The organism is Lysobacter enzymogenes, from assembly GCF_017168095.1.
Classification (GTDB): domain Bacteria; phylum Pseudomonadota; class Gammaproteobacteria; order Xanthomonadales; family Xanthomonadaceae; genus Lysobacter; species Lysobacter enzymogenes_D.
The window spans coordinates 16,361-34,595 of record NZ_LXSD01000573.1; the positions used below are offsets into that span (position 1 = coordinate 16,361).

General features: G+C 69.2%; 13 protein-coding genes. 5 read left to right on the forward strand and 8 right to left on the reverse strand.

Features of this window, described 5'->3' with window-relative positions; genetic code table 11:
• Positions 1-61 precede the first annotated feature (61 nt).
• From A7A76_RS22430 to A7A76_RS22460, 7 genes are all read right to left on the reverse strand, one after another.
• Positions 62-970: a formylglycine-generating enzyme family protein gene (locus A7A76_RS22430; RefSeq protein WP_206413395.1), complete on the reverse strand. Its 909-nt coding sequence runs from the start codon at positions 968-970 to the stop codon at positions 62-64.
• 52 nt (positions 971-1,022) lie between these two features.
• Positions 1,023-2,537, reverse strand: coding sequence for a sulfatase family protein (locus A7A76_RS22435; RefSeq protein WP_206413396.1), 1,515 nt, complete (start codon positions 2,535-2,537; stop codon positions 1,023-1,025).
• A 156-nt stretch (positions 2,538-2,693) separates the two neighbouring features.
• Positions 2,694-5,753 (reverse strand): TonB-dependent receptor, encoded by a 3,060-nt coding sequence (locus A7A76_RS22440; protein WP_206413397.1) that lies wholly within the window; start codon positions 5,751-5,753, stop codon positions 2,694-2,696.
• 109 nt (positions 5,754-5,862) lie between these two features.
• A complete protein-coding gene (gene hepC, locus A7A76_RS22445; RefSeq protein WP_206413398.1) occupies positions 5,863-7,911 on the reverse strand; it encodes a heparin-sulfate lyase HepC in 2,049 nt (682 codons plus the stop codon).
• Positions 7,911-9,965 carry a glycoside hydrolase family 88 protein gene (locus A7A76_RS22450; protein WP_206413399.1) on the reverse strand — a complete coding sequence of 685 codons (2,055 nt, stop codon included), beginning with the start codon at positions 9,963-9,965 and terminating at the stop codon, positions 7,911-7,913. The genes hepC and A7A76_RS22450 overlap by 1 nt, the downstream gene beginning before the upstream one ends.
• A gap of 116 nt (positions 9,966-10,081) precedes the next feature.
• Positions 10,082-11,344, reverse strand: a complete 1,263-nt coding sequence (locus tag A7A76_RS22455) for an MFS transporter (protein WP_206413400.1) — start codon at positions 11,342-11,344, stop codon at positions 10,082-10,084.
• A gap of 43 nt (positions 11,345-11,387) precedes the next feature.
• A complete protein-coding gene (locus A7A76_RS22460) occupies positions 11,388-12,317 on the reverse strand; it encodes a 5-dehydro-4-deoxyglucarate dehydratase (protein ID WP_343225390.1) in 930 nt (309 codons plus the stop codon).
• A gap of 125 nt (positions 12,318-12,442) precedes the next feature.
• Here A7A76_RS22460 and A7A76_RS22465 point away from each other — a divergent pair, with 125 nt between their 5' ends.
• The 5 genes from A7A76_RS22465 (at position 12,443) to A7A76_RS22485 (ending at position 17,904) form a co-directional block, all read left to right on the forward strand.
• A complete protein-coding gene (locus A7A76_RS22465; RefSeq protein ID WP_206413402.1) occupies positions 12,443-13,225 on the forward strand; it encodes an IclR family transcriptional regulator in 783 nt (260 codons plus the stop codon).
• Positions 13,226-13,312: 87 nt separating this feature from the next.
• A complete protein-coding gene (locus tag A7A76_RS22470; RefSeq protein WP_206413403.1) occupies positions 13,313-14,134 on the forward strand; it encodes an NAD-dependent epimerase/dehydratase family protein in 822 nt (273 codons plus the stop codon).
• On the forward strand, positions 14,131-15,630 hold the full coding sequence (locus A7A76_RS22475) for an aldehyde dehydrogenase (NADP(+)) (protein ID WP_206413404.1): 1,500 nt from the start codon (positions 14,131-14,133) through the stop codon (positions 15,628-15,630). Before A7A76_RS22470 ends, A7A76_RS22475 begins: the two co-directional genes overlap by 4 nt.
• 263 nt (positions 15,631-15,893) lie before the next feature.
• A complete protein-coding gene (lpxB, locus tag A7A76_RS22480; protein ID WP_206413405.1) occupies positions 15,894-17,147 on the forward strand; it encodes a lipid-A-disaccharide synthase in 1,254 nt (417 codons plus the stop codon).
• A gap of 130 nt (positions 17,148-17,277) precedes the next feature.
• A complete protein-coding gene (locus A7A76_RS22485) occupies positions 17,278-17,904 on the forward strand; it encodes a ribonuclease HII (protein ID WP_206413406.1) in 627 nt (208 codons plus the stop codon).
• On the opposite strand, the gene A7A76_RS27040 is transcribed toward A7A76_RS22485, so the two are convergent.
• A complete protein-coding gene (locus tag A7A76_RS27040; protein WP_428995220.1) occupies positions 17,793-18,209 on the reverse strand; it encodes a DUF6053 domain-containing protein in 417 nt (138 codons plus the stop codon). The genes A7A76_RS22485 and A7A76_RS27040 overlap by 112 nt on opposite strands.
• Between the last annotated feature and the right edge of the window lie 26 nt (positions 18,210-18,235).

Genomic DNA, 18,235 nt, shown 5'->3' on the forward strand with positions numbered 1-18,235 from the left:
AGAAGAGTCGGGAGTCGGCCGAAACGCAGGCAGCGAGAGGCGCCGGACCTGCGATCGGCGTTCATTTCGGCCGCTCGCGCGCGGAGGCCGGCGCCATCCGGCTGCGGCTGTCCTTCACGGTGCGGAAACCGACATTGGACAGGGTCGAGTCCGGCGTAGCGTGCGATCGCCCGGCGACGCGGTAGTTGCTGCAGAAGTTTTGCGAGCACAGGTACGAACCGCCGCGCATCACCCGTTCGCTGCCGCTATCGGGTCCGCGCGGATCGCGCTTCGGCGAATGCGCGTAATAGTTTTCGTCCCAGCGATCGGCGACCCACTCCCAGACGTTGCCGGTCATGTCGTAAAGGCCATAGCCGTTCGGCGGGAAACGGGCGACCGGCGCCAGCCCCGGATAGCCGTCCCTGCCTTCGTTGCGATCGGGAAAGTGGCCTTGCCACCAGTTGGCCATGGCCCTGCCGCCGGGATTGAGTTCATCGCCCCAACTGTAGGTCTTGCCTTCGAGCCCGCCGCGCGCGGCGTATTCCCATTCGGCCTCGGTCGGCAGGCGATGGCCGAGCCATTTCGCATAGGCGTCGGCATCGTTCCACGAAACGTGGCTGACCGGATCGTCCGCTTTTGCGTTCGACCCGGGGCCGTTGGGATGCCGCCAATCGGCGCCATCCACGCGGACCCATTTCGCCAGATCCATGCGGAACACGCCCGACCAGCCGAACTTCTCGGCCTCGGTCTTGTAATGCGTCGCCGCGACGAATCCGGCGAACTGGGCGACGGTCACTTCGGTCGCGTCCATCCAGAACGCATGCACCGCGACTTCGTGCACCGGCCGCTCGTGGCGCATCGACATCGCGCCATCGTCCTTGGCGGCCGAGCCCATCGCGAACACGCCTGCCGGAACATGCACCATCGCCGCAGGCCGCGCCGGACGCGCCGCCGGCTTGCCCGCCGCGAGGCACGGCCCCGGCGGCAGCAAGGCGAACGCAAGCGCGACGGCGATGCGGCGGACGCGGGCCCGGAGAACGGCATCACTTGGTGTAGTCATACTCATGCTCGAGCCCGAACATCTCGATCGCCTCCGCGCCCGGGCGCGGCTTCTTGTCTATTTCGCTGAAGTAGGGCGCCGTATCGAAAATCCGCACGTCGCCGCCGGTCTCGCGCGGGTCGCCGGTTTCGATCAGGTAAGCGCGCATCTGCGCACGCAGTTTTTCCTTCACCGCATCGAACGCGGGATCGGCGGCCAGATTGCGCAGTTGATCGGGATCCTTGCGCACATCGTAGAGTTCCTCTTCCGGCCGCTTGCCCATGCTCAGATCGAACAAGGGCCTTATCGCCGGGTCGTCGCGGTGCGCCATCAGATAGAGCTTGGCGCCGCCGGGGTAATGCATCATGTAAGGGTCGATGTCGCCGAACAGCGGCGGATCGCCGGCGGGCCAGCGCGTAGCCTCGTAATTCTTGATGTACAGATAATCGTGGGTGCGGATCGCCCTGCCGGGATACCCCAGTCCGTGCCGGCGCACGAAGGCATGCCGCTCACGCCCGTACACCACGAACTCCCGCGGCGGCGGTTCGGCGCCGTCGCGCTTCAGAAGCGACAGAATGCTCTTCCCGGTCATCTCGCCCGGCACCGGCACCTTGGCCAGTTCGAGGAAGGTGGGCGCCAGATCGTTCAAGGTCAGCAAGCGGTCGGAGACGGCGCCGGCCTTGAACTTTCCGGGCCACGACACGATCAGCGGCACGTGGGTGCCGGAATCGTAGAGATTGGCCAGGCCGCGCGGCATCTGCCAGCCGTTGTCGCTGACCACCACGACCACGGTGTTGCCGGCCTCGCCGCTACGCTGCAAGGCCTGCAGCGCGCCGCCCAGATCCCGGTCGAAGGCTTCGACCGCGGCGTAATAGTCGGCGATGTCGCCGCGCACTTCCGGGCTGTCCGGCAGGTAGCCCGGCACCTGAATCCTGGCCGGATCGATGCCGGCCTCGACGCCGCTGCCGACTTCGTAGGGACGATGCGGATGCAGGCTGCTGACCCAATAGGTCCACGGCGTCCCGGCTTTCTTCGCCTTCAGAAAATCGGAGAATCCATGGTACGGATTGCCGGCGGGATTGCGCCTGCGGCCGTTGGCTTCGAAGCTTCCGGGGCCCCATCCCTTTCCGTCGAAGCCCACCTGGTAGCCGGACGCCTCCAGCAGGTCGGGATACGTCTTGTACTGGGTAGGCAGGATGCTCCACAGATCGGCGCCCTCGCGCAAACGCCAGATGTCCTGCCCGGTCAGGAACCCCGCGCGCGAGGGCGTGCACGAGGGCGAACCGTCGAAGGCGTTGGTGAAGCGCACGCCTTGCCGCGCGACTCGATCCATGTTCGGCGTGCGCACGACCTTGTCGCCGTAGATGCCGGCGTGCGACCAGTACTGGTTGTCGGACATGACGACCAGGATGTTGGGCCGTTCGGCGGGCTTGGCGTCGCCCTGCGCGCGCGGCCCGCATCCGGCGCCGATCGCGACGACCGCCAACATGATCGCGTAAACCCGCAATCTCGCTTTCATTTTCTCCGTCTCCTCCAGGATCCGGCCGACGCCGCATCCGCGCGATTGGCTCGTCGCCAAGGCGAAATACCTAGCGCTGCCCGGCAAACAAGCCCAGTCCGGGAAGGCGCGACGCGCATCCGCCCGGCCTCCGGCTCGCAGCCGCAGCCGCGCGGCTCAGAACTTCTGTTTGTATTCCACGTAGTAGTAACGGTCCGGCACGCCGAACGCGGGGCTATAGCCGATGCCGCTGCCCGACAGGCCCGGGGTCATCGACACCGAAGGCTGCTTGTTGAAGGCGTTGCGCACGCCGCCCGAGATGCGGCCGTCGCTCAGCCAAGGCGTCTTGTAAGAAACGTTGATGTCGTGGATGGCATACGCGCCGAGACGATTGGCGCTGCCACCGCGCAGGAACGGCAGATACGTGTTGTTGGCGACATTGCCGTTCGGATCGGCGAAGGTCGGCTCGCCCAGGTCGTTGCACATCTCCACCGCGATGGTGCCGACGAAGCGGCACTGCTCCTTGAGGCTGGAGTAGTAGCGCGTGGTCCACTGCACGCCCCAGTTGCCCAGGCTCCAGCCCACCGACAGGTTCGAGCGCAGGCGCCAGTTCGGCCGCGTCGGCGCGGAGTTGGCGCTGTAGGTGCCGGCCAGGCTCTGGAACGGCGGGAAGGCGCTTTGCTGGAAGAGCGCGAGATAGGTATTGCTCCACTCGACCCGGAAATTGCCCCAGGACTCGGTATTCAAGCGATACGCCGCACGGAAGTCGTAACCGGTATAGCGCTCTCCTGCGCCGCTGTTGAGGGCCGCGTTGCGCACGTAGGTCACCGCGCCTTGCGCATCGCGCACCACCCAGGTTTCCGGGCACCGCTGCGCATCGCCGTAGTGGGCCAGGCAGTTGTCCAGCATGTCCTGCACATCCGGCCTGACGATGCTGTCGCGGAAGCGCACGTCCCAGTAATCCACGGACAGGTCCAGCCCTTCGATGAAACGGGGGCTGTAGAGCACGCCCAGGGTGCGGAACACATCGCGCTCGGGCTTGAGTTCCCGGTTGGCGTTTCTCTGCGAGATCACGCTGGGCGCGAACCGGCTGTCGTAGCCGCCCGCCGGAACGCCGAAGCTGCGGCATTTGGCCTGCAGTTTGGGCGACAACTGCGCGTAGCGGTTGGCGGTGACCACGTTGTTGGCGTTGGTAGTGAACGTGCAAGGGTCGAACGTCGATCCGCCCAGGGCGATGGCGCTGACCATGTCGTTCTGGTTGAGGCCGTTCAGGTCGTAACGGAAGCCGGTGCTGTAGCTGCCGCGCAACGCGAGGTCGTCGGAGATCTTCCACTTCACGCCCAGTTTCTTGTTGAACGTGTTCACTCCGTTGTCGAACTTCGAATAGCGGCCGGCGATGCTGAAGTCGAGTTGCTTCACCAGCGGCAGGTCTTTCAGCACCGGCACGTAGAACTCGGCGAAGACTTCCTTGGTCCCGTAACCGCCGCCCGAGGCCTGGCGGGACGCGCTGCCCACCACGTCGCCCAGGCGCAGCGCTTCGCCCGGGGTGAAACGGGCGCTGACGGTATGGCGCTCGAATCCGCCCGCCATGCCTACATCGCCGGCCGGCAGGCCGAACAAGTTCGGCGTGCTGATCTGGACGAAGTAGTCGTTGTCGCGGAAATGATTGGCGAAGCCCGCGTCCGAACCGGGAATCCGAAGGTAATCGAGCATGTCGGGCGTGACCGAACCGGCGCCCAGCAGGTTCAGCGGTACGCAATCCGGGATCACCGTGGCCGGCGCCGCCGGCACGGCCGGCCGGCCCGGCCGGGCCGCGCTGCCGGGCGTGGCCGGCGTTCCGCAAACGATCCGGCCGCTGGCGTCCTGGTAGGACGGCCCCAGGGCGTTGCGGAGCCGGCCGGCGCTGATTTCGTACAGAGCGTCGGCGCGCTGGGAGGTGGTGCCGGTCATGAAGCCGACCTCCCAGTCGAAGCTGCGGTCGAACAGTTCGAAATTGCCGGTCAGCGACGGCGAGATGACGCGGGTCAGCACCCGGCTGGCGAACTGCCGCCCACCGCCTTCCGCCAGCGAACGCTGGGCGCGCGCGATGGGCTGGCCGAACGGGTTGTAAAAGCTGTTGGCGGGAATCACGAACGCATTGGCGGTGGTGCCCACATCGATCGTGGCCGGCGGCAACGGCCGCTTCATGCTTTCTTCCATGTATTCCGCGAACACCTTGAACTGCATGCGCTCGCCGATGTCGAATTTCATCGACCCGACCGCAGAATGGCGCTTGTAGCCGACGATCAGGTCGCGATAGCCGCGGTCGTTGAACGGATCGGTGTTGCTGTCGTAAGGACGCCAGTCCCTGCCGGTCTTGCCTTCGTCGTAAGTGAAGAACCGGCCGCGAACGCCCGACGGATCCTGCTGCGAACCGGTGGGGCAAATGCCGCCGGCGAGCGCGGTTCCCGTCCGGCAGAGCAGGAAGCGGCCGGCGGGCGTGGAGTTGCTCCACAGCAGCGAATGCGGCGCGCCGAACGGCGGCGGCTCGCTGGTGATCTCGTATTCGGTATTGCGGATGCCTTCGCCTTCGGCGAATTGCACGCCCAGCATGGCCGAGAATCGGTCGCCCGAGTAGCCGCCGGCCAACTGCAGGCTGCGCTCCGCGCCGCCCTTGCCGTAGGTGCCGTAGCGGACGCTGCCCTCGATGCCGTCGTAGTCTTCCTTCAGGACGATGTTGACCAGGCCGACCATCGCATCGGCGCCGTACAACACCGAGCCGCCGTCCTTCAGCACGTCCACCCGCTCGATCGCGCCCAGCGGGATCGAATTCAGGTTGACGACGCCTCCGTTGTCGGAGCCGCCGACCCAGCGATGGCCGTTGACCAGCACCAGGGTGCGGTTCGAGCCGATGTTGCGCAGGTTGGCGTAAGAGTTCTGGTTGTTGTTGGACATGCGGCCCATGCCCTCTCCCGACACGGCCAGCATCCTGAGCACGTCGTCCACCGAGGTCACGCCCATGCGCTCGATCTCGGCGCGGGTGACCGAGGTCAGCGGCACGGCGCTTTCCATGTCCACGCCCTTGATCTTGGAACCGGTGACCGCGACGCGGTCCAGGGTCTTCGCTTCGCTCTTGGCGGGCGCCGACGGCGCGGTTTGCGCCTGGACCTGGCCGGCCAGGCCGATGCAGACCGCAATGGCCAAAGCGGTGGCGCGCAGCGACGGCTGCCTCGCGTCGTGCTGGAACGATCGTTTCATCTGGGCTCCCCCCAAGGTTCGGTCGACTGGAAATGCCCGGTGCTGGATGACGCGGGCGATGCGGCGAAGCGACGATCTCGATCGCCGCGATGGACGCCCCGACAGCGGCTCACGGCCGGCTCCCCCCGCCGGCTGCGTGCGCGACGGCGGATGCCGCCGGATCGCTCGAGGTCGTGGATGCGCGCAGGCGCCGGCGTTTTCCGTCGACGACTACGGTCAGGTCGATCAGGCCGCGCTCGGGATCGTTGCCGGCGTTGCGCACCAGACGGATCGAAGGCGGCGTTGGCCCCCTGTACGGAAACAGCACGGTGACGAAGTCGCCCGGCGCGGCGCCGGTCTTTTGCTTTTCGAATACGAACGCCGGACGTGGGGATTCCTTGCGGTAGGAGTAGGACACCTTGCCCTCTTCCTCGCGCATCGCGGCCTCGCCGCCATCGAAGTTCTGCACCAGCAGGTTGTTGCCGTCGGCATAGCGGGTATGCGCCAGATTCCGGCGCGCGTCCAACACCGGATCGCTGTCCTCGCGCAGCGCGTAATGGGTGCCCAGCTTGCCGGTGGCCGGACCGGACGCGCGATCGAGGACGAGGAAGTATTTGCGGTCCACGAACAACACCGTGCGCTGGTGGTCCAGCCCCGCATAGCTGGGGTTGACGTAGCTCAGCACCTGCACGTCGCCGTCCGGCTGCCAGGCGCGCAGCGCCGCCTGGGTGATCCGCATGTCCGCATCGTCCAGCGTCAGCGTGTTGTGCACGCGGGTCTGGCGGTACCAGTTGCGCAACTTCATGACTTCCGCGTCGCCGCTGTAGACGTACACCCCGGAGTCGGGCATGAAGTTGCGCCCGTCCACCCACAGCTCGAACGTGCCGTTGTCCGGCTGCGCATGGAACTTGCCGGGCGGGCTGGCCTTGAGGACCAGAACGGTCGAATCCGGCGTCCAGCCGCTGCGGAAGGTGTAGAAGCCGCCGACGGTCAGGCCTTTCGACAGATGCGCGGGAGGGCTTCCTTGCGTTGTGTCGCTGGCGAAATAGCGGATCGCGGGATCGTCGGGGAACGCCGCCAACCAGCTCTGGAAACGCTTGAGATACGCCGATTTTTCGCCGAGCCAGGCGTCGCCGAACATCGGCGGGTTGTAGTCCGGGAGGGAAAAATCGAAATAGGCATGCACCATGTTCGCCACGATCCGCCGGTAGCTGGCCGGAAATTCGCTTTCCAGCCCGGCCTTCCTGGCGGTGGCGTAGGCTTTGAGGAAGATGTCGATGCTGGCGAGGTGATACGCCGGCGACAGCTCGTACTGGATGCCGTCGGCGTACACCTGCTTGCCGATTTCCTGGTTCAGCACCTCGATGCCGCTCTTGCGCCAGGCGCTGGCGCGTTTGAATTCGGGGAAGAACGCGCCGGCCAGAAGCAAGCGCTGGGCTTCGAACAAGCGGTGGTTGCCTTCGCTGGCGTAGTGCCCGGGCAGGTAATCCGCCTGCTGGTGGTAGCTGGCGAGGAATTCGACCAGGAAGGCCGGGGTCATGCTCGGCGAGCCGACGAACGAGTGGAACGTCGTGGTCAGGCTCATGACCCGGTCGGAAACCTCCAGCGGCCGCCACGCATACGGACTGGTGGGCCCGTCGGGCGGATTCTTGCGCCGCCAGTCCGAGAACTGCGCCATCCATTGCCTGGCGTAGCGTTCGTCGCGGGTGTCGCGGTAGACCTGCGCCATCGCGCCCCACCACTTCACGCGATGCAGTTGCCAGCGGACCTCGTTGTCCTTGATCGGCCAGTGCTGCCAGTCGATGTCCGCGCCGTAATCGAAGAAGCCGTAGCCCTTGTGCGGCTTGAAGCGATGCAGCAGCGCATTGTCCGCGAGCTCCACGGTCGCCGGGTCGGGCTTCTGCGCCGCATCGACGGGGAATTCCTCGTTGCCGTAATCGGGCGGCCGGCCTGCGCCGCGTTGGCGGAAGTACTCCAGCAACGCCGCCGCGGCCGCATCGTAGTCGCGCGCCTCGACCTCGCGCTTGACCTGTTCCAGTCCCGGCCGGTTCAAGTCGAGCAAGGCGAAGGCATCGGCCGGCCCGGCGTTGCCGGCGGCGCGCGCGTCGGTAGCGACCAACGCGCAGGCCGCCGCGATGGCGAGAACGAACGACTGGGCGACACGCAGCGCGAAGGTCATCATTCCTCCCCCACCCGGCGCTTCACAATCGGCGTCTTCGCCGACGCGCGCGCGGGATCGGCCAGGTAGGCTTCCCACGCGGCGCGGTCGGCAATCTTGCCGGCGCCGGTCCAGCCGAAACCGGCCCGATAGTTCACCCGTCCGTCGGCGTCGGTGCGCAGGATGGCCAGCGCGTGTTCGACGCCCTTGGCCTTGCCGTCGTGGCCGGCGGAGGGCAGCGTGGCGCGCTTCATCCCGCGCAGTTCGGCCGCCAGGAAGGTGGCGCCGGTGCCGACGCCCTGGCCGTCGATGGTTTCCCACACGCTCATCCAGCCGTCCTTCGGCCGCAAGGCGAGCGTGGCGCCGGGTTTCTGCGTGGCCACGCCGACCGCGACCTCCAGCCCGGCGAGCGGCTTGCCGTCGACGGTGAAGTTCGCGTCGACCTCGTTGAGTTGCTCGCCTAGCTTCAGGCGCACGATGCGCTTTTCGCGAATCTTGCGGCCGTCGATTTCGGGGTAGTCGTAGGCGACCACGAACTCGGCCACCTCGGGCGACGTCCAGATCACATCGGCGTGCCGGTAGGTGTCGGCGGTAACCAGCTTGCCGTCGCGCCACAGTCCCAGGCCGCCGACGCCGCGCGTGTCGCCAACGCCGTAGGCGTCGTAGCCTTCGCCGTGATCCTGGTGATAGCTGACCTTGTCGTGGAGGTCGCCGCGATACCACTTGTCGATCACCGGGTAATCGACTTTCTTGAACCAGGCGTCGATGCCGCTGTCCTCGACCGACGCGCGCAGCGCCGGGCCGTAGATGCGGAAGGCGACGCGGTCGTTTTCCCAGGCCAGGTCGTCGCGGCGCTCGGGCACCAGGCGTGCGTAGGCGCGCGGCGTGCGGTCGGCATCGTAGGCGGCCTGGGCGGCGGCGAGGATCTTCGCGGGCGGGGTCTTGGTCGCCCCGCCCAGCGCGCGCAGGATTTCGCTGCCGGCCAGCAGGAATGCGCCGGTGCCGTACAACTGGGTCGAGTTCTGGTCGAACTTGCCCGGCTTCTCGCCGACCGGTTGCACATAGCCGACCAGGCCGTCCGCCTTGACGGTGCCCATCAGCCCGCGCCAACCGCGCTCCACCGCCGGCCAATACTGCTTCTTCGGCAACAGGCCGCGATTGACGCCCCAGGCCAGGCCGAAGGTGAAGAACGCGCTGCCGCTTTGCTCGCCGCCGGGGATGTGCGCGGCATCCAGCATGCTCGACCGCCACAGTCCGTCGGCCTGCTGCGCGGCGACCACGGGCCCCGTCATCTCCTTGAACAGCTTCTCGTAGAACGGCCGGGTCGGATGGTCGGCCGGCAGGTCTTCCAGCAACAGGGCCAAGCCTGCGTACACCCAACCGTTGCCGCGGCTCCAGAACTGCTTGCGGCCGTTCGGCGCGGTCTTGCCGATGTAAGTGCCGTCGCGCCAGAACAGGCGCTCTTGCGGGTCGTACAGCGAGTCGTAGGTGTAGCGGAACTCGCGGTCGAGCAGATCGAGATACTTCCTGTCGCCGGTGGCGCGATACAGCTTGGCCAGCACCGGCGGGCCCATGTACAGCGAGTCGCACCAGGTCCAGCGGTCGGTGCGGGCAATGCCGGGAGTGGCCGGCGTGTTGCGGAAATCCAGCGCCTCGGTCACCGGATGGGCCAGGATGTAGTCGAAGGTCTGCTGCAACGGCGCCAGACGTTCCTTGCGCGTGCGGTCCAGCAGATAGAGGTCGAGCCAGGCGTGGCCGACCGCGTGGTCGTCGGCCATGTACGGCCGCCAGCGCGGCGACCAGCCGGACTGGTTGCCGAAGCGCAGCACGGCTTCGGCGAAGCGCGGTTCGTCGGTGGCGAACGCGGCGCGCAGCAGGCCGTCGTATAGCGGCGCGATGATCCAGTCGGTGGTCTCGATGCGGCGCGGATGGGCCAGCTGCCAATCGGCCGAGCGCAGCAGCGCGGCGCGCACCTGCGCGGCGGCCAGCGGGGGCTCCTTCGCCTGCGCCGCAAGCGACGCCGCCATCGCGAGACACAGCGACACCGCCCTCGCCCACTGCCCCAATCGTTTCATGCGCATGTCCTCTCCCGGAAGCTGATTCGAGTCACACAAAGTGCACAACAGATATGTAAATCGAGTTCTCATACTTGAACCGCCCTGACGCGCGAACGCACCAGGATCGGCGCGGATCAGTCCGCTTCCGCGACCTCCACCCGCTGCAACCTCGGCACCAGCAGGTGGATCGCCAGCAACGCCAGCAGGTATGCGCCGCCGGCGATCGCGAACACCCACACGTAGCTGCCGCTCAACTGCAGGATCTGCGCCACGGTCCAGGCGATCAGCATTCCGCCGACCGCGCCGAACATGCCGCCCAGGCCCGCGACCGAGCTGACGGTGTGGCGCGGAAACGCATCGGAAACCAGGGTCAGCAGGTTCGCCGACCAGCCCTGATGCGCCGCCGCCGCGAGCCCGATCAACCCCACCGCGATCCAGATGTCGGTCACCCACGGCGCGAACCAGACCGGCGTGACCGCCAGGGCGCAGACCAGCATCGCGACCTTGCGCCCACGGTCAATCGACGCGCCGCGCTTGATCAGGACCGACGACAGCGCGCCGCCGAAGACGCTGCCGACGCCGGCGGCGACATACACCGCCGCGGTCGGCAGCGACAGGCCCTTGAGGTCCATGTGGAAGGTGCGCGAGAAGAAGTCCGGCAGCCAGAACAGGTACAGCCACCAGATCGGATCGGTGAGGAACTTGCCGAGCGCGAACGCCCAGGTGGCGCGGTAGCGCAGCAGCTCGCGCCAGCGCGCGGGTTTGCGCGCCGCCTCGACCGGCGCCAGCGGGCTGGCCGCGCCGTGGCGCGCGCGCAACCAGACGTGGGTGCCGGCCCAGCACGCGATCCAGACGAAACCCAGCCCGCCGACCACGACGAACGCGGCCTGCCAGCCGAAGCCGGACACGATCAGCGGCACCAGCAGCGGCGTGGCCAACGCGCCGACGGTGGCGCCGGCGTTGAAGATGCCGGTGGCCAGCGCGCGCTCGCTGTCGGGAAACCATTCGGCGACGGTCTTGACCGCAGCCGGAAAATGCGCGGCCTCGCCCAGGCCCAGGCCGAACCGGGCGATCGCGAAACCGTGCACGCCGCGCGCCAGCGCGTGGCCCATCGCCGCCAGGCTCCACAGCGCGACCGCGATCGGAAAGCCCAGGCGCGTGCCGACGCGGTCGAGCGCGCGTCCGGCCAGCAGCAGGCCGATGCCGTAGGACGCCTGGAACGCGAGCACGATGTTGCCGTAGTCGGTCTCGCTCCAGCCCAGTTCCCGCTGCAGCAGCGGCTTGAGCACGCCGATCAGTTGCCGGTCCATGTAGTTGATGGTCGTCGCCGCCAGCAGCAGCGCGCAGATCCACCAACGATGGCGGGCGACGCCGGCCAAGCCGGCGGTCGTTTGCATGGTCACCGAATCCCTCCCCGGTTGGTTCCCATCGACGCCGCGCTCAGCCCGCCAGCGCGCGGCCGGCGGCGACGATGCGCTCGAGTTCGGCCACGTGTTCGGGTTTGGCCTCGACCAGCGGCGCGCGCACCGCACCGGTGTCGATGCCGGACAGGCGCGTCGCCGCCTTCACCAGCGACACCGCGTAACCGGGCACCTTGTCGCGCAGCTCGACCAGCGGCACGTAGAAATTCGCCAGCAACGCCTGCGCGCGGGCGCGGTCGCCGTCCTCCACCGCGCGATAGAACGCGTTGGCGATCTCCGGCGCGAAGCAGAACACCGCCGAGGAATACAGGCTCACGCCGATCGCGCGATAGGCCTGCTGGGTCATTTCCGCGGTTGGCAGGCCGTTGAAGAACTGGAACGGCTTGGCGCCGATGGCCGCGCGCACCGCCAGCACGATGCGCTGCATCGCGTCGAGGTTGCCCAGGCCGTCCTTGAAACCGACCACGTTGGGCAGACGCGCGACCCGCACCGCAGTCTGCGGAGTGAACACCGCGTTGTTGCGCTGGTAGACGATGACCGACAGCGGCGTCGACGCCGCCACCTGCTCGACGTAATCGGCGATGCCCTCGGGCGGGCAAGTGACCAGGTACGGCGGCAACAGCAGCAGGCCGTCGGCGCCGGCGCGCCGCGCCGCGGCGGCGAACTGCCGCGCCTGCGCCAGCGCGCCGCCGCAGCCGGCGAACACCGGTACGCGGCCGCGGACGACTTCCACCGCGGTGCGCACGGCCAGCTCGTATTCGCCGCATTCCAGCGCATGGAACTCGCCGGTGCCGCAGGCGACGAACACGCCGCCCGCGCCGGCGGCGACGCCGCGCTCGATGTGTTCGGCCAGGGCGGCGGCGTTGACCTCGCCGTCGGCGGCGAACGGCGTGACCGGGAAGAACAGCACGCCGTTAAGCAGATCGGCGCCGTCGGTGGCCTGCGGCACGGCGCCGGCGGTCGTGTGTGGGCTTGAGAAGTTCATATATATGAAATAAGATCGAGGACATGAACCTAGTCTAGCCGCCAAAACCTGTCAAGTTGTTCTCCACGCAACCTCAGGCCCTCGCCCCCATGAACGCCTCAGCCAAGGAAAAAACCGCACCGGCCGCGGTCAAGTCCGCCGACCGCACCGTGATGCTGCTGGAAGTGCTGGCCGCAAGCCCGCACGCGATGACGCTGACCGAACTGCAGCAAGCACTCGGTGTGCCTAAATCGAGCCTCTACATGCTGCTGCAGACACTCGTCGCACGCGGCTGGCTCAGCTGCGACCTGCGCCTGGGCACCTACGGCATCGGCGTGCGCGCCCTGCTCGTGGGCACCTCCTATCTCGACCAGGACCCGGTCGTGCAGGCCGCCGCCCAGGTCATCAGCGAACTGCGCGTGCGCATCAACGAAACCGTGCACCTGGCGCGGCTCGACGGCGGCGACGTGGTCTACCTGGCCAGCCGCGAATCGCAACACCACCTGCGGGTGATCTCGCGCGTCGGCCGGCGTGTGCCGGCATACGCGACCTCGCTCGGCAAGGCGCTGCTCGCCGCGCGCAGCGACGCCGAAGTCGACGCGCTGCTGCCGGCGAAATTCGTCGCGCTCACCGAGAACACCGTGCGCGACCGCCGCGCCCTGCACCGCCAGCTCGCCGAGGTGCGCGCGCGCGGCTACGCGTTCGAACGCGAGGAGAACACCCCGGGCCTGTGTTGCTTCGCGGTCGCTTTGCCGCACGGCCTGATCGCGCAGGACGCGATCAGTTGCTCGGTGCCGCTGGCGCGGCTCGACCCGGAGCACGAGCGGCAGGTGCTCGACGGCCTGTTCGACGCGGCGCGCGCGATCGGCGCCGGCGCGCGGCGCGGCATTTAGGCGCGGCATCTAGGCGCCGCGCCCGGCCGCCGCGTCCTTCCATCCGCCGGCGCCGCGCCCGGCCCTACCCAAGGAAAACGCTCGACGATGAAACCGCAACGCATTCTGATCACCGGCGCCGCCGGCGGCATGGGCCGGCTGCTGCGGCCGCGCCTGGCCAGGCCCGGGCGCGTGCTGCGCCTGCTCGACATCGCCCCGATCGATCCGGGCGACGACGGCGCCGAGATCGTGCGCGCCTCGATTACCGACGCCGATGCGATGCAGGCCGCCTGCCGCGACGTCGACGTGCTGCTGCACCTGGGCGGCCTGAGCACCGAGCATGCCTGGGCGCAGATCCTCGAGATCAACATCCACGGCAGCTACGTCGCCCTCGACGCCGCGCGCCGCGCCGGCGTCGCGCGCGCGGTGCTGGCCAGTTCCAACCACGCCATCGGCTACCTGCGCCCGGGCGACGGCGACATCGACGCGGCCGCGTTCCCGCGTCCGGACACCCACTACGGCGTCAGCAAGGTCGCGCTGGAAGCGCTCGGCAGCCTGTACGCCGACCGCTACGGCATGGGCGTGGTCGCGGTGCGCATCGGCTCGTGTTTCGAGCGGCCCAAGGACGCGCGCATGCTGCGCACCTGGCTCTCGCCCGACGACGGCGCGCGCCTGTTCGAAGCCTGTTTCGCCGCGCCGGCGCCGGGTTTCCGCGTGGTCTGGGGCGCCTCCGACAACACCCGCCATTGGGTCTCGCTGGAGCCGGCGCGCGCGCTGGGCTACGCGCCGCAGGACGATTCGGAGCGTTTCGCCGCCGACATCGACGCCCAGGGCGAACCTGACCCGGACGGTTTCCTGATGTCCTACCTGGGCGGCGCCTGGTGCGGTCCCGACTGGAATACCGCCGAAAAAGAGGATGCTGCGCGATGAGTATCCAAGGATTCGATCCGCGCAGCGGCGCCGCCGCCGGCCAGCCGATCGCCGAAACCGCCGCGGCGCAGGTCGACGCGGCCTGCGCCCGCGCGCATCGCGCGTTCGCCCCGTGGTCGCGCCTGCCGGCGGCGAAGCGTGCGGCGGTGCTGGAGACCGTGGCCGAGGCGATCGACGCGAGCGCGGGGGAACTGGTCGCGCTCGCCGACCACGAAACCGCCTTGGGCGCGCCGCGCTTGAACGGCGAGATCAAGCGCACCAGCAACCAACTGCGCCTGTTCGCGCAGGCCTTGCGCGAAGGCAGCTACCTGGAGGCTACGCTCGACCGCGCCGACGCCGACAGCGTGCCGCCGCGCCCCGAGCTGCGCCGCATGCTGCAGCCGATCGGGCCGGTCGCGGTGTTCGCGGCGAGCAATTTCCCGTTCGCGTTCTCCATCGCCGGCGGCGACACCGCCTCGGCCCTGGCCGCCGGTTGCAGCGTCGTGGTCAAGGCGCACGAAGCCCATCCGCACACCGCGCAGGCGACCGCGCGCGTGGTCGCCGACGCGCTCGCCCGCGCCGGCGCGCCGGACGGCGTCTTCGGCCTCGTCCACGGCCTCGCCGCGGGCGCCCAGCTGGTCCGCCATCCGGCGATCAAGGCCGCCGGCTTCACCGGCTCTACCCGCGGCGGACGCGCCTTGTTCGACCTGGCCAACGCACGGCCCGACCCGATTCCGTTCTACGGCGAACTCGGCAGCGTCAACCCGGTGCTGATCCTGCCGGGCGCGGCGGCCGAGCGCGGCGAGGAGATCGCGCGCGGGTTCGCCGCATCGCTGACCCTCGGCGTCGGCCAGTTCTGCACCAATCCCGGCCTGGTGTTCGCGCCGGAGGGGCTGGTCGACGCGCTCGCCGCCGCGGTGCGGCAAACCGCCGGCGGGGCGATGCTGAGCGCGCGCATCCGCGACGCCTACGCGGCCGGCACCCGCGCGCTGGCCGGCGCGGCCGAGCGCATCGCCGACGGCGACGGCAGCGTAGCGGCCTACGGCGCCGCGCCGCAGTTGTTCCGGGTCGGGCTCGACGCCTTCGCGGCCGAACCGGACAAGTACAGCGAGGAATGCTTCGGCCCGGCCGCGCTGGTGGTGGCGTATTGCGATCCGCAGCGCGCGATCGCCGAGCTGGCGCGCCTGCCCGGCCAGTTGACCGCAAGCGTGCACGCGGCCGACACCGATGCCGGCGCCGCCGCGCAGGCGCGCGACGCGCTGCGCGGCATCGCCGGGCGCATCGTCTACAACGCCTGGCCCACCGGCGTCGCCGTGGCCTGGGGCATGCAGCACGGCGGGCCGTGGCCGGCGACGACCAATCCGCTGCACACGTCGGTCGGCATGACTGCGCTGCGGCGCTGGCTGGTGCCGGTGACGTTCCAGGGCTGGCCCGAAGCGCTGCTGCCGGACGAGTTGAAAGCGGCCAATCCGCTGGGCCTGCCGCGGCGCAGCGACGGCGCGCTGGCGCTGGATTGAGGCGGGACCGCGCGGCGGCGCGGCCGGTCCGGGCCGCCTTCCGGGCGGGCCGCCGCTGGATTCGCGCGCAGTCGCTGCGGCGCGCGCAAAAGCCGACTCGCATCACGCCATTTGGCGGCAACTGCCCCTGCGCGGCCGCAACGGCCCCATGCCCGGGCCGTTCCGGGCGAGAATGCGGCACCGTCCTCATTCCGGGCCGGCCGCTGCGCTCGCGTTTCGCGCGGATCCGGCGCCGGCTCGCACCGGAGCGCCTCTTTCCCCCGATGAACGCCCCCGCCGCCGCCGCCGCCGCCATCGACGCGATCTTTCCCGCCGCACCCCCGCCGCCGCCGCGTTTCGCCCTGATCGCCGGCGAAGCCTCCGGCGACCTGCTCGGCGCCGGGCTGATCGAGGAACTGCGCCGGCGCCATCCGGGCGCGGAGTTCGTCGGCATCGGAGGCGAGCAGATGCGCGCGGCCGGCATGGACACCTGGTTCGACGCCGGCGAGTTGGCGGTGATGGGTCTGGTGGAGGTGCTCAAGCACTTGCCGCGGCTGCTGCGCCTGCGCCGCGACGTGCGCCAGCGCATCCTCGACTGGAAGCCCGACGCCTTCATCGGCATCGACGCGCCCGACTTCAATCTCGGCGTGGAGCGCTGGCTCAAGCAGCGCGGCGTGCGCACCGCGCACTATGTCAGCCCGTCGGTGTGGGCGTGGCGGCGCAAGCGCGCGCAGAAGATCGGGCTCAGCGCCGACCGGGTGCTGTGCCTGTTCCCGATGGAGCCGCCGATCTATGCCGAATACGGCGTGGACGCGCGTTTCGTCGGCCATCCGCTCGCCGACGAAATGCCGATCCAGCCCGACCGCGACGGCGCGCGCATGACTCTGGGCCTGGACGACGAGGCGCCGATCCTGGCGATGCTGCCGGGTTCGCGCGTGGGCGAGATCGAAACCCTGGCCGCCGATTTCATCGCCTGCGCCGCGCTGCTGCTGGCGGCCGAGCCGCGCCTGGGCATCGTCGCGCCGATGGCCAGCGCGCGCGCGCGGGCCGCGTTCGAGCGCATCCTCGCCGCGCATGCCGACGGCGAACGCGTGCGCCGCGCGCTGCGCATCGTCGACCGCGGCGCGCGCACGGTGATGGTCGCCAGCGACGCGGTGCTGCTGGCCTCGGGCACCGCGACGCTCGAAGCGATGCTGGCCAAGCGGCCGATGGTGGTGGCCTACAAGGTCTCGCCGCTGACCTACACCCTGGTCAAGCGCCTGGGCATGCTCAAGGTCGATCACTACGCGCTGCCGAACGTGCTGGCCGGCGAGGCCGTGGTGCCGGAGCTGATGCAGCACGACTGCACGCCGGAAAATCTCGCCGGCGCGACCCTGCGCTGGCTGCGCGATCCGGCCGCGAGCGCGGCGCTGCTGCCGAAGTTCCAGCGCATCCACCTGGAACTCAAGCGCGACGCCTCGGCGCGCGCGGCCGACGCGATCGTCGAGCTGATCGGCGAAGGCGCGGGTGCGGACGCGGAACCGCCCCTGGTTCCGTGATTTAAACTCCAGGAACGAGTTAAAGAGGAACGAGGAACGAGTCGCGGCGACCGGCCGCCCTCGCCGCCCCGCCAACTTCGACTCGTTCCTCGTTCCTCTTCGCTCGTCCCTCTTCACTCGTTCCCGGCCCTTGGACATTCCCACCGCCACCGCCCCCGCCCCCACCCGCCGCGCCCGCCGCCTCATCGCCGGCGTCGACGAAGCCGGCCGCGGCCCGCTCGCCGGGCCGGTCGCGGTGGCTGCGGTGATCCTGCATCCGCGCCGCCGCATCGACGGCCTGGACGATTCCAAGAAGCTCAGCGAAACCAGGCGCGAAGCGCTGTTCCCGCTGATCCAGGAACGCGCGCTGGCGTGGCGGATCGAGTTCGTCGAGGTCGAGGAAATCGACCGCATCAACATCTTCCAGGCGACCATGGCCGGCATGCGCCGCGCGCTGCTGGCGCTGGCGCCGCAGGCCGATCTGGCGCGCGTGGACGGCAACCATCTGCCCAAGGGCCTGCCCTGCCGCGGCGAGGCGCTGATCGGCGGCGACGCGCTGGAACCGTCGATCATGGCCGCCTCGATCCTGGCCAAGGTCGCGCGCGACCGCTTGATGCTGCAATTGCACGACGCGTGGCCGCAGTACGGTTTCGACCGCCACAAGGGCTATTCCACCGCCGCGCACCTGGACGCGCTGCGCGCGCACGGGCCGTGCCCGCAGCACCGGCGCAGCTTCGCGCCGGTGCGGATCGAGGCCGAGCAGCGCTCGCTGTTCTGAGGCGGATGCGCGGGCGCCCAGGCGCGATGCTGCGGTTCTTGTGGGAAGGCCTTGAGGCCGATGCTGCAGTTCTGCGGGAGGGCCTTGAGGCCTGAGGCCAGTGCTGTTGTGGGAGGGCCTTCAGGCCCGATGCTCTTCTCTCGGGTCGCAGCCATCTGAAACAAGAGCTTCGGGCTTGAAGGCCCTCCCACAAAGCCTGAACGCCCAGGCGTGCCACAGGTCACAACGACTTCAGACCCGCGCGCGCAGACTGCGTCCAGGCGCATCGTTGGCCACAGTCCCAACGCACCGGTCCGCGTCGTCATCCGGCCCGCGACGCGGCCCTCCCCGC

Excerpts from the sequence above, each read along its gene's own strand:
- A7A76_RS22465 (WP_206413402.1), top strand. The coding sequence starts at position 12,443 with ATGAACGCCTCAGCCAAGGAAAAAACCGCACCGGCCGCGGTCAAGTCC.
- A7A76_RS22435 (WP_206413396.1), bottom strand. The coding sequence starts at position 2,537 with ATGAAAGCGAGATTGCGGGTTTACGCGATCATGTTGGCGGTCGTCGCG.
- hepC (WP_206413398.1), bottom strand. The coding sequence starts at position 7,911 with ATGACCTTCGCGCTGCGTGTCGCCCAGTCGTTCGTTCTCGCCATCGCG.
- A7A76_RS27040 (WP_428995220.1), bottom strand. The coding sequence starts at position 18,209 with ATGACGACGCGGACCGGTGCGTTGGGACTGTGGCCAACGATGCGCCTG.
- A7A76_RS22470 (WP_206413403.1), top strand. The coding sequence starts at position 13,313 with ATGAAACCGCAACGCATTCTGATCACCGGCGCCGCCGGCGGCATGGGC.
- A7A76_RS22475 (WP_206413404.1), top strand. The coding sequence starts at position 14,131 with ATGAGTATCCAAGGATTCGATCCGCGCAGCGGCGCCGCCGCCGGCCAG.
- lpxB (WP_206413405.1), top strand. The coding sequence starts at position 15,894 with ATGAACGCCCCCGCCGCCGCCGCCGCCGCCATCGACGCGATCTTTCCC.
- A7A76_RS22450 (WP_206413399.1), bottom strand. The coding sequence starts at position 9,965 with ATGAAACGATTGGGGCAGTGGGCGAGGGCGGTGTCGCTGTGTCTCGCG.
- A7A76_RS22455 (WP_206413400.1), bottom strand. The coding sequence starts at position 11,344 with ATGCAAACGACCGCCGGCTTGGCCGGCGTCGCCCGCCATCGTTGGTGG.
- A7A76_RS22440 (WP_206413397.1), bottom strand. The coding sequence starts at position 5,753 with ATGAAACGATCGTTCCAGCACGACGCGAGGCAGCCGTCGCTGCGCGCC.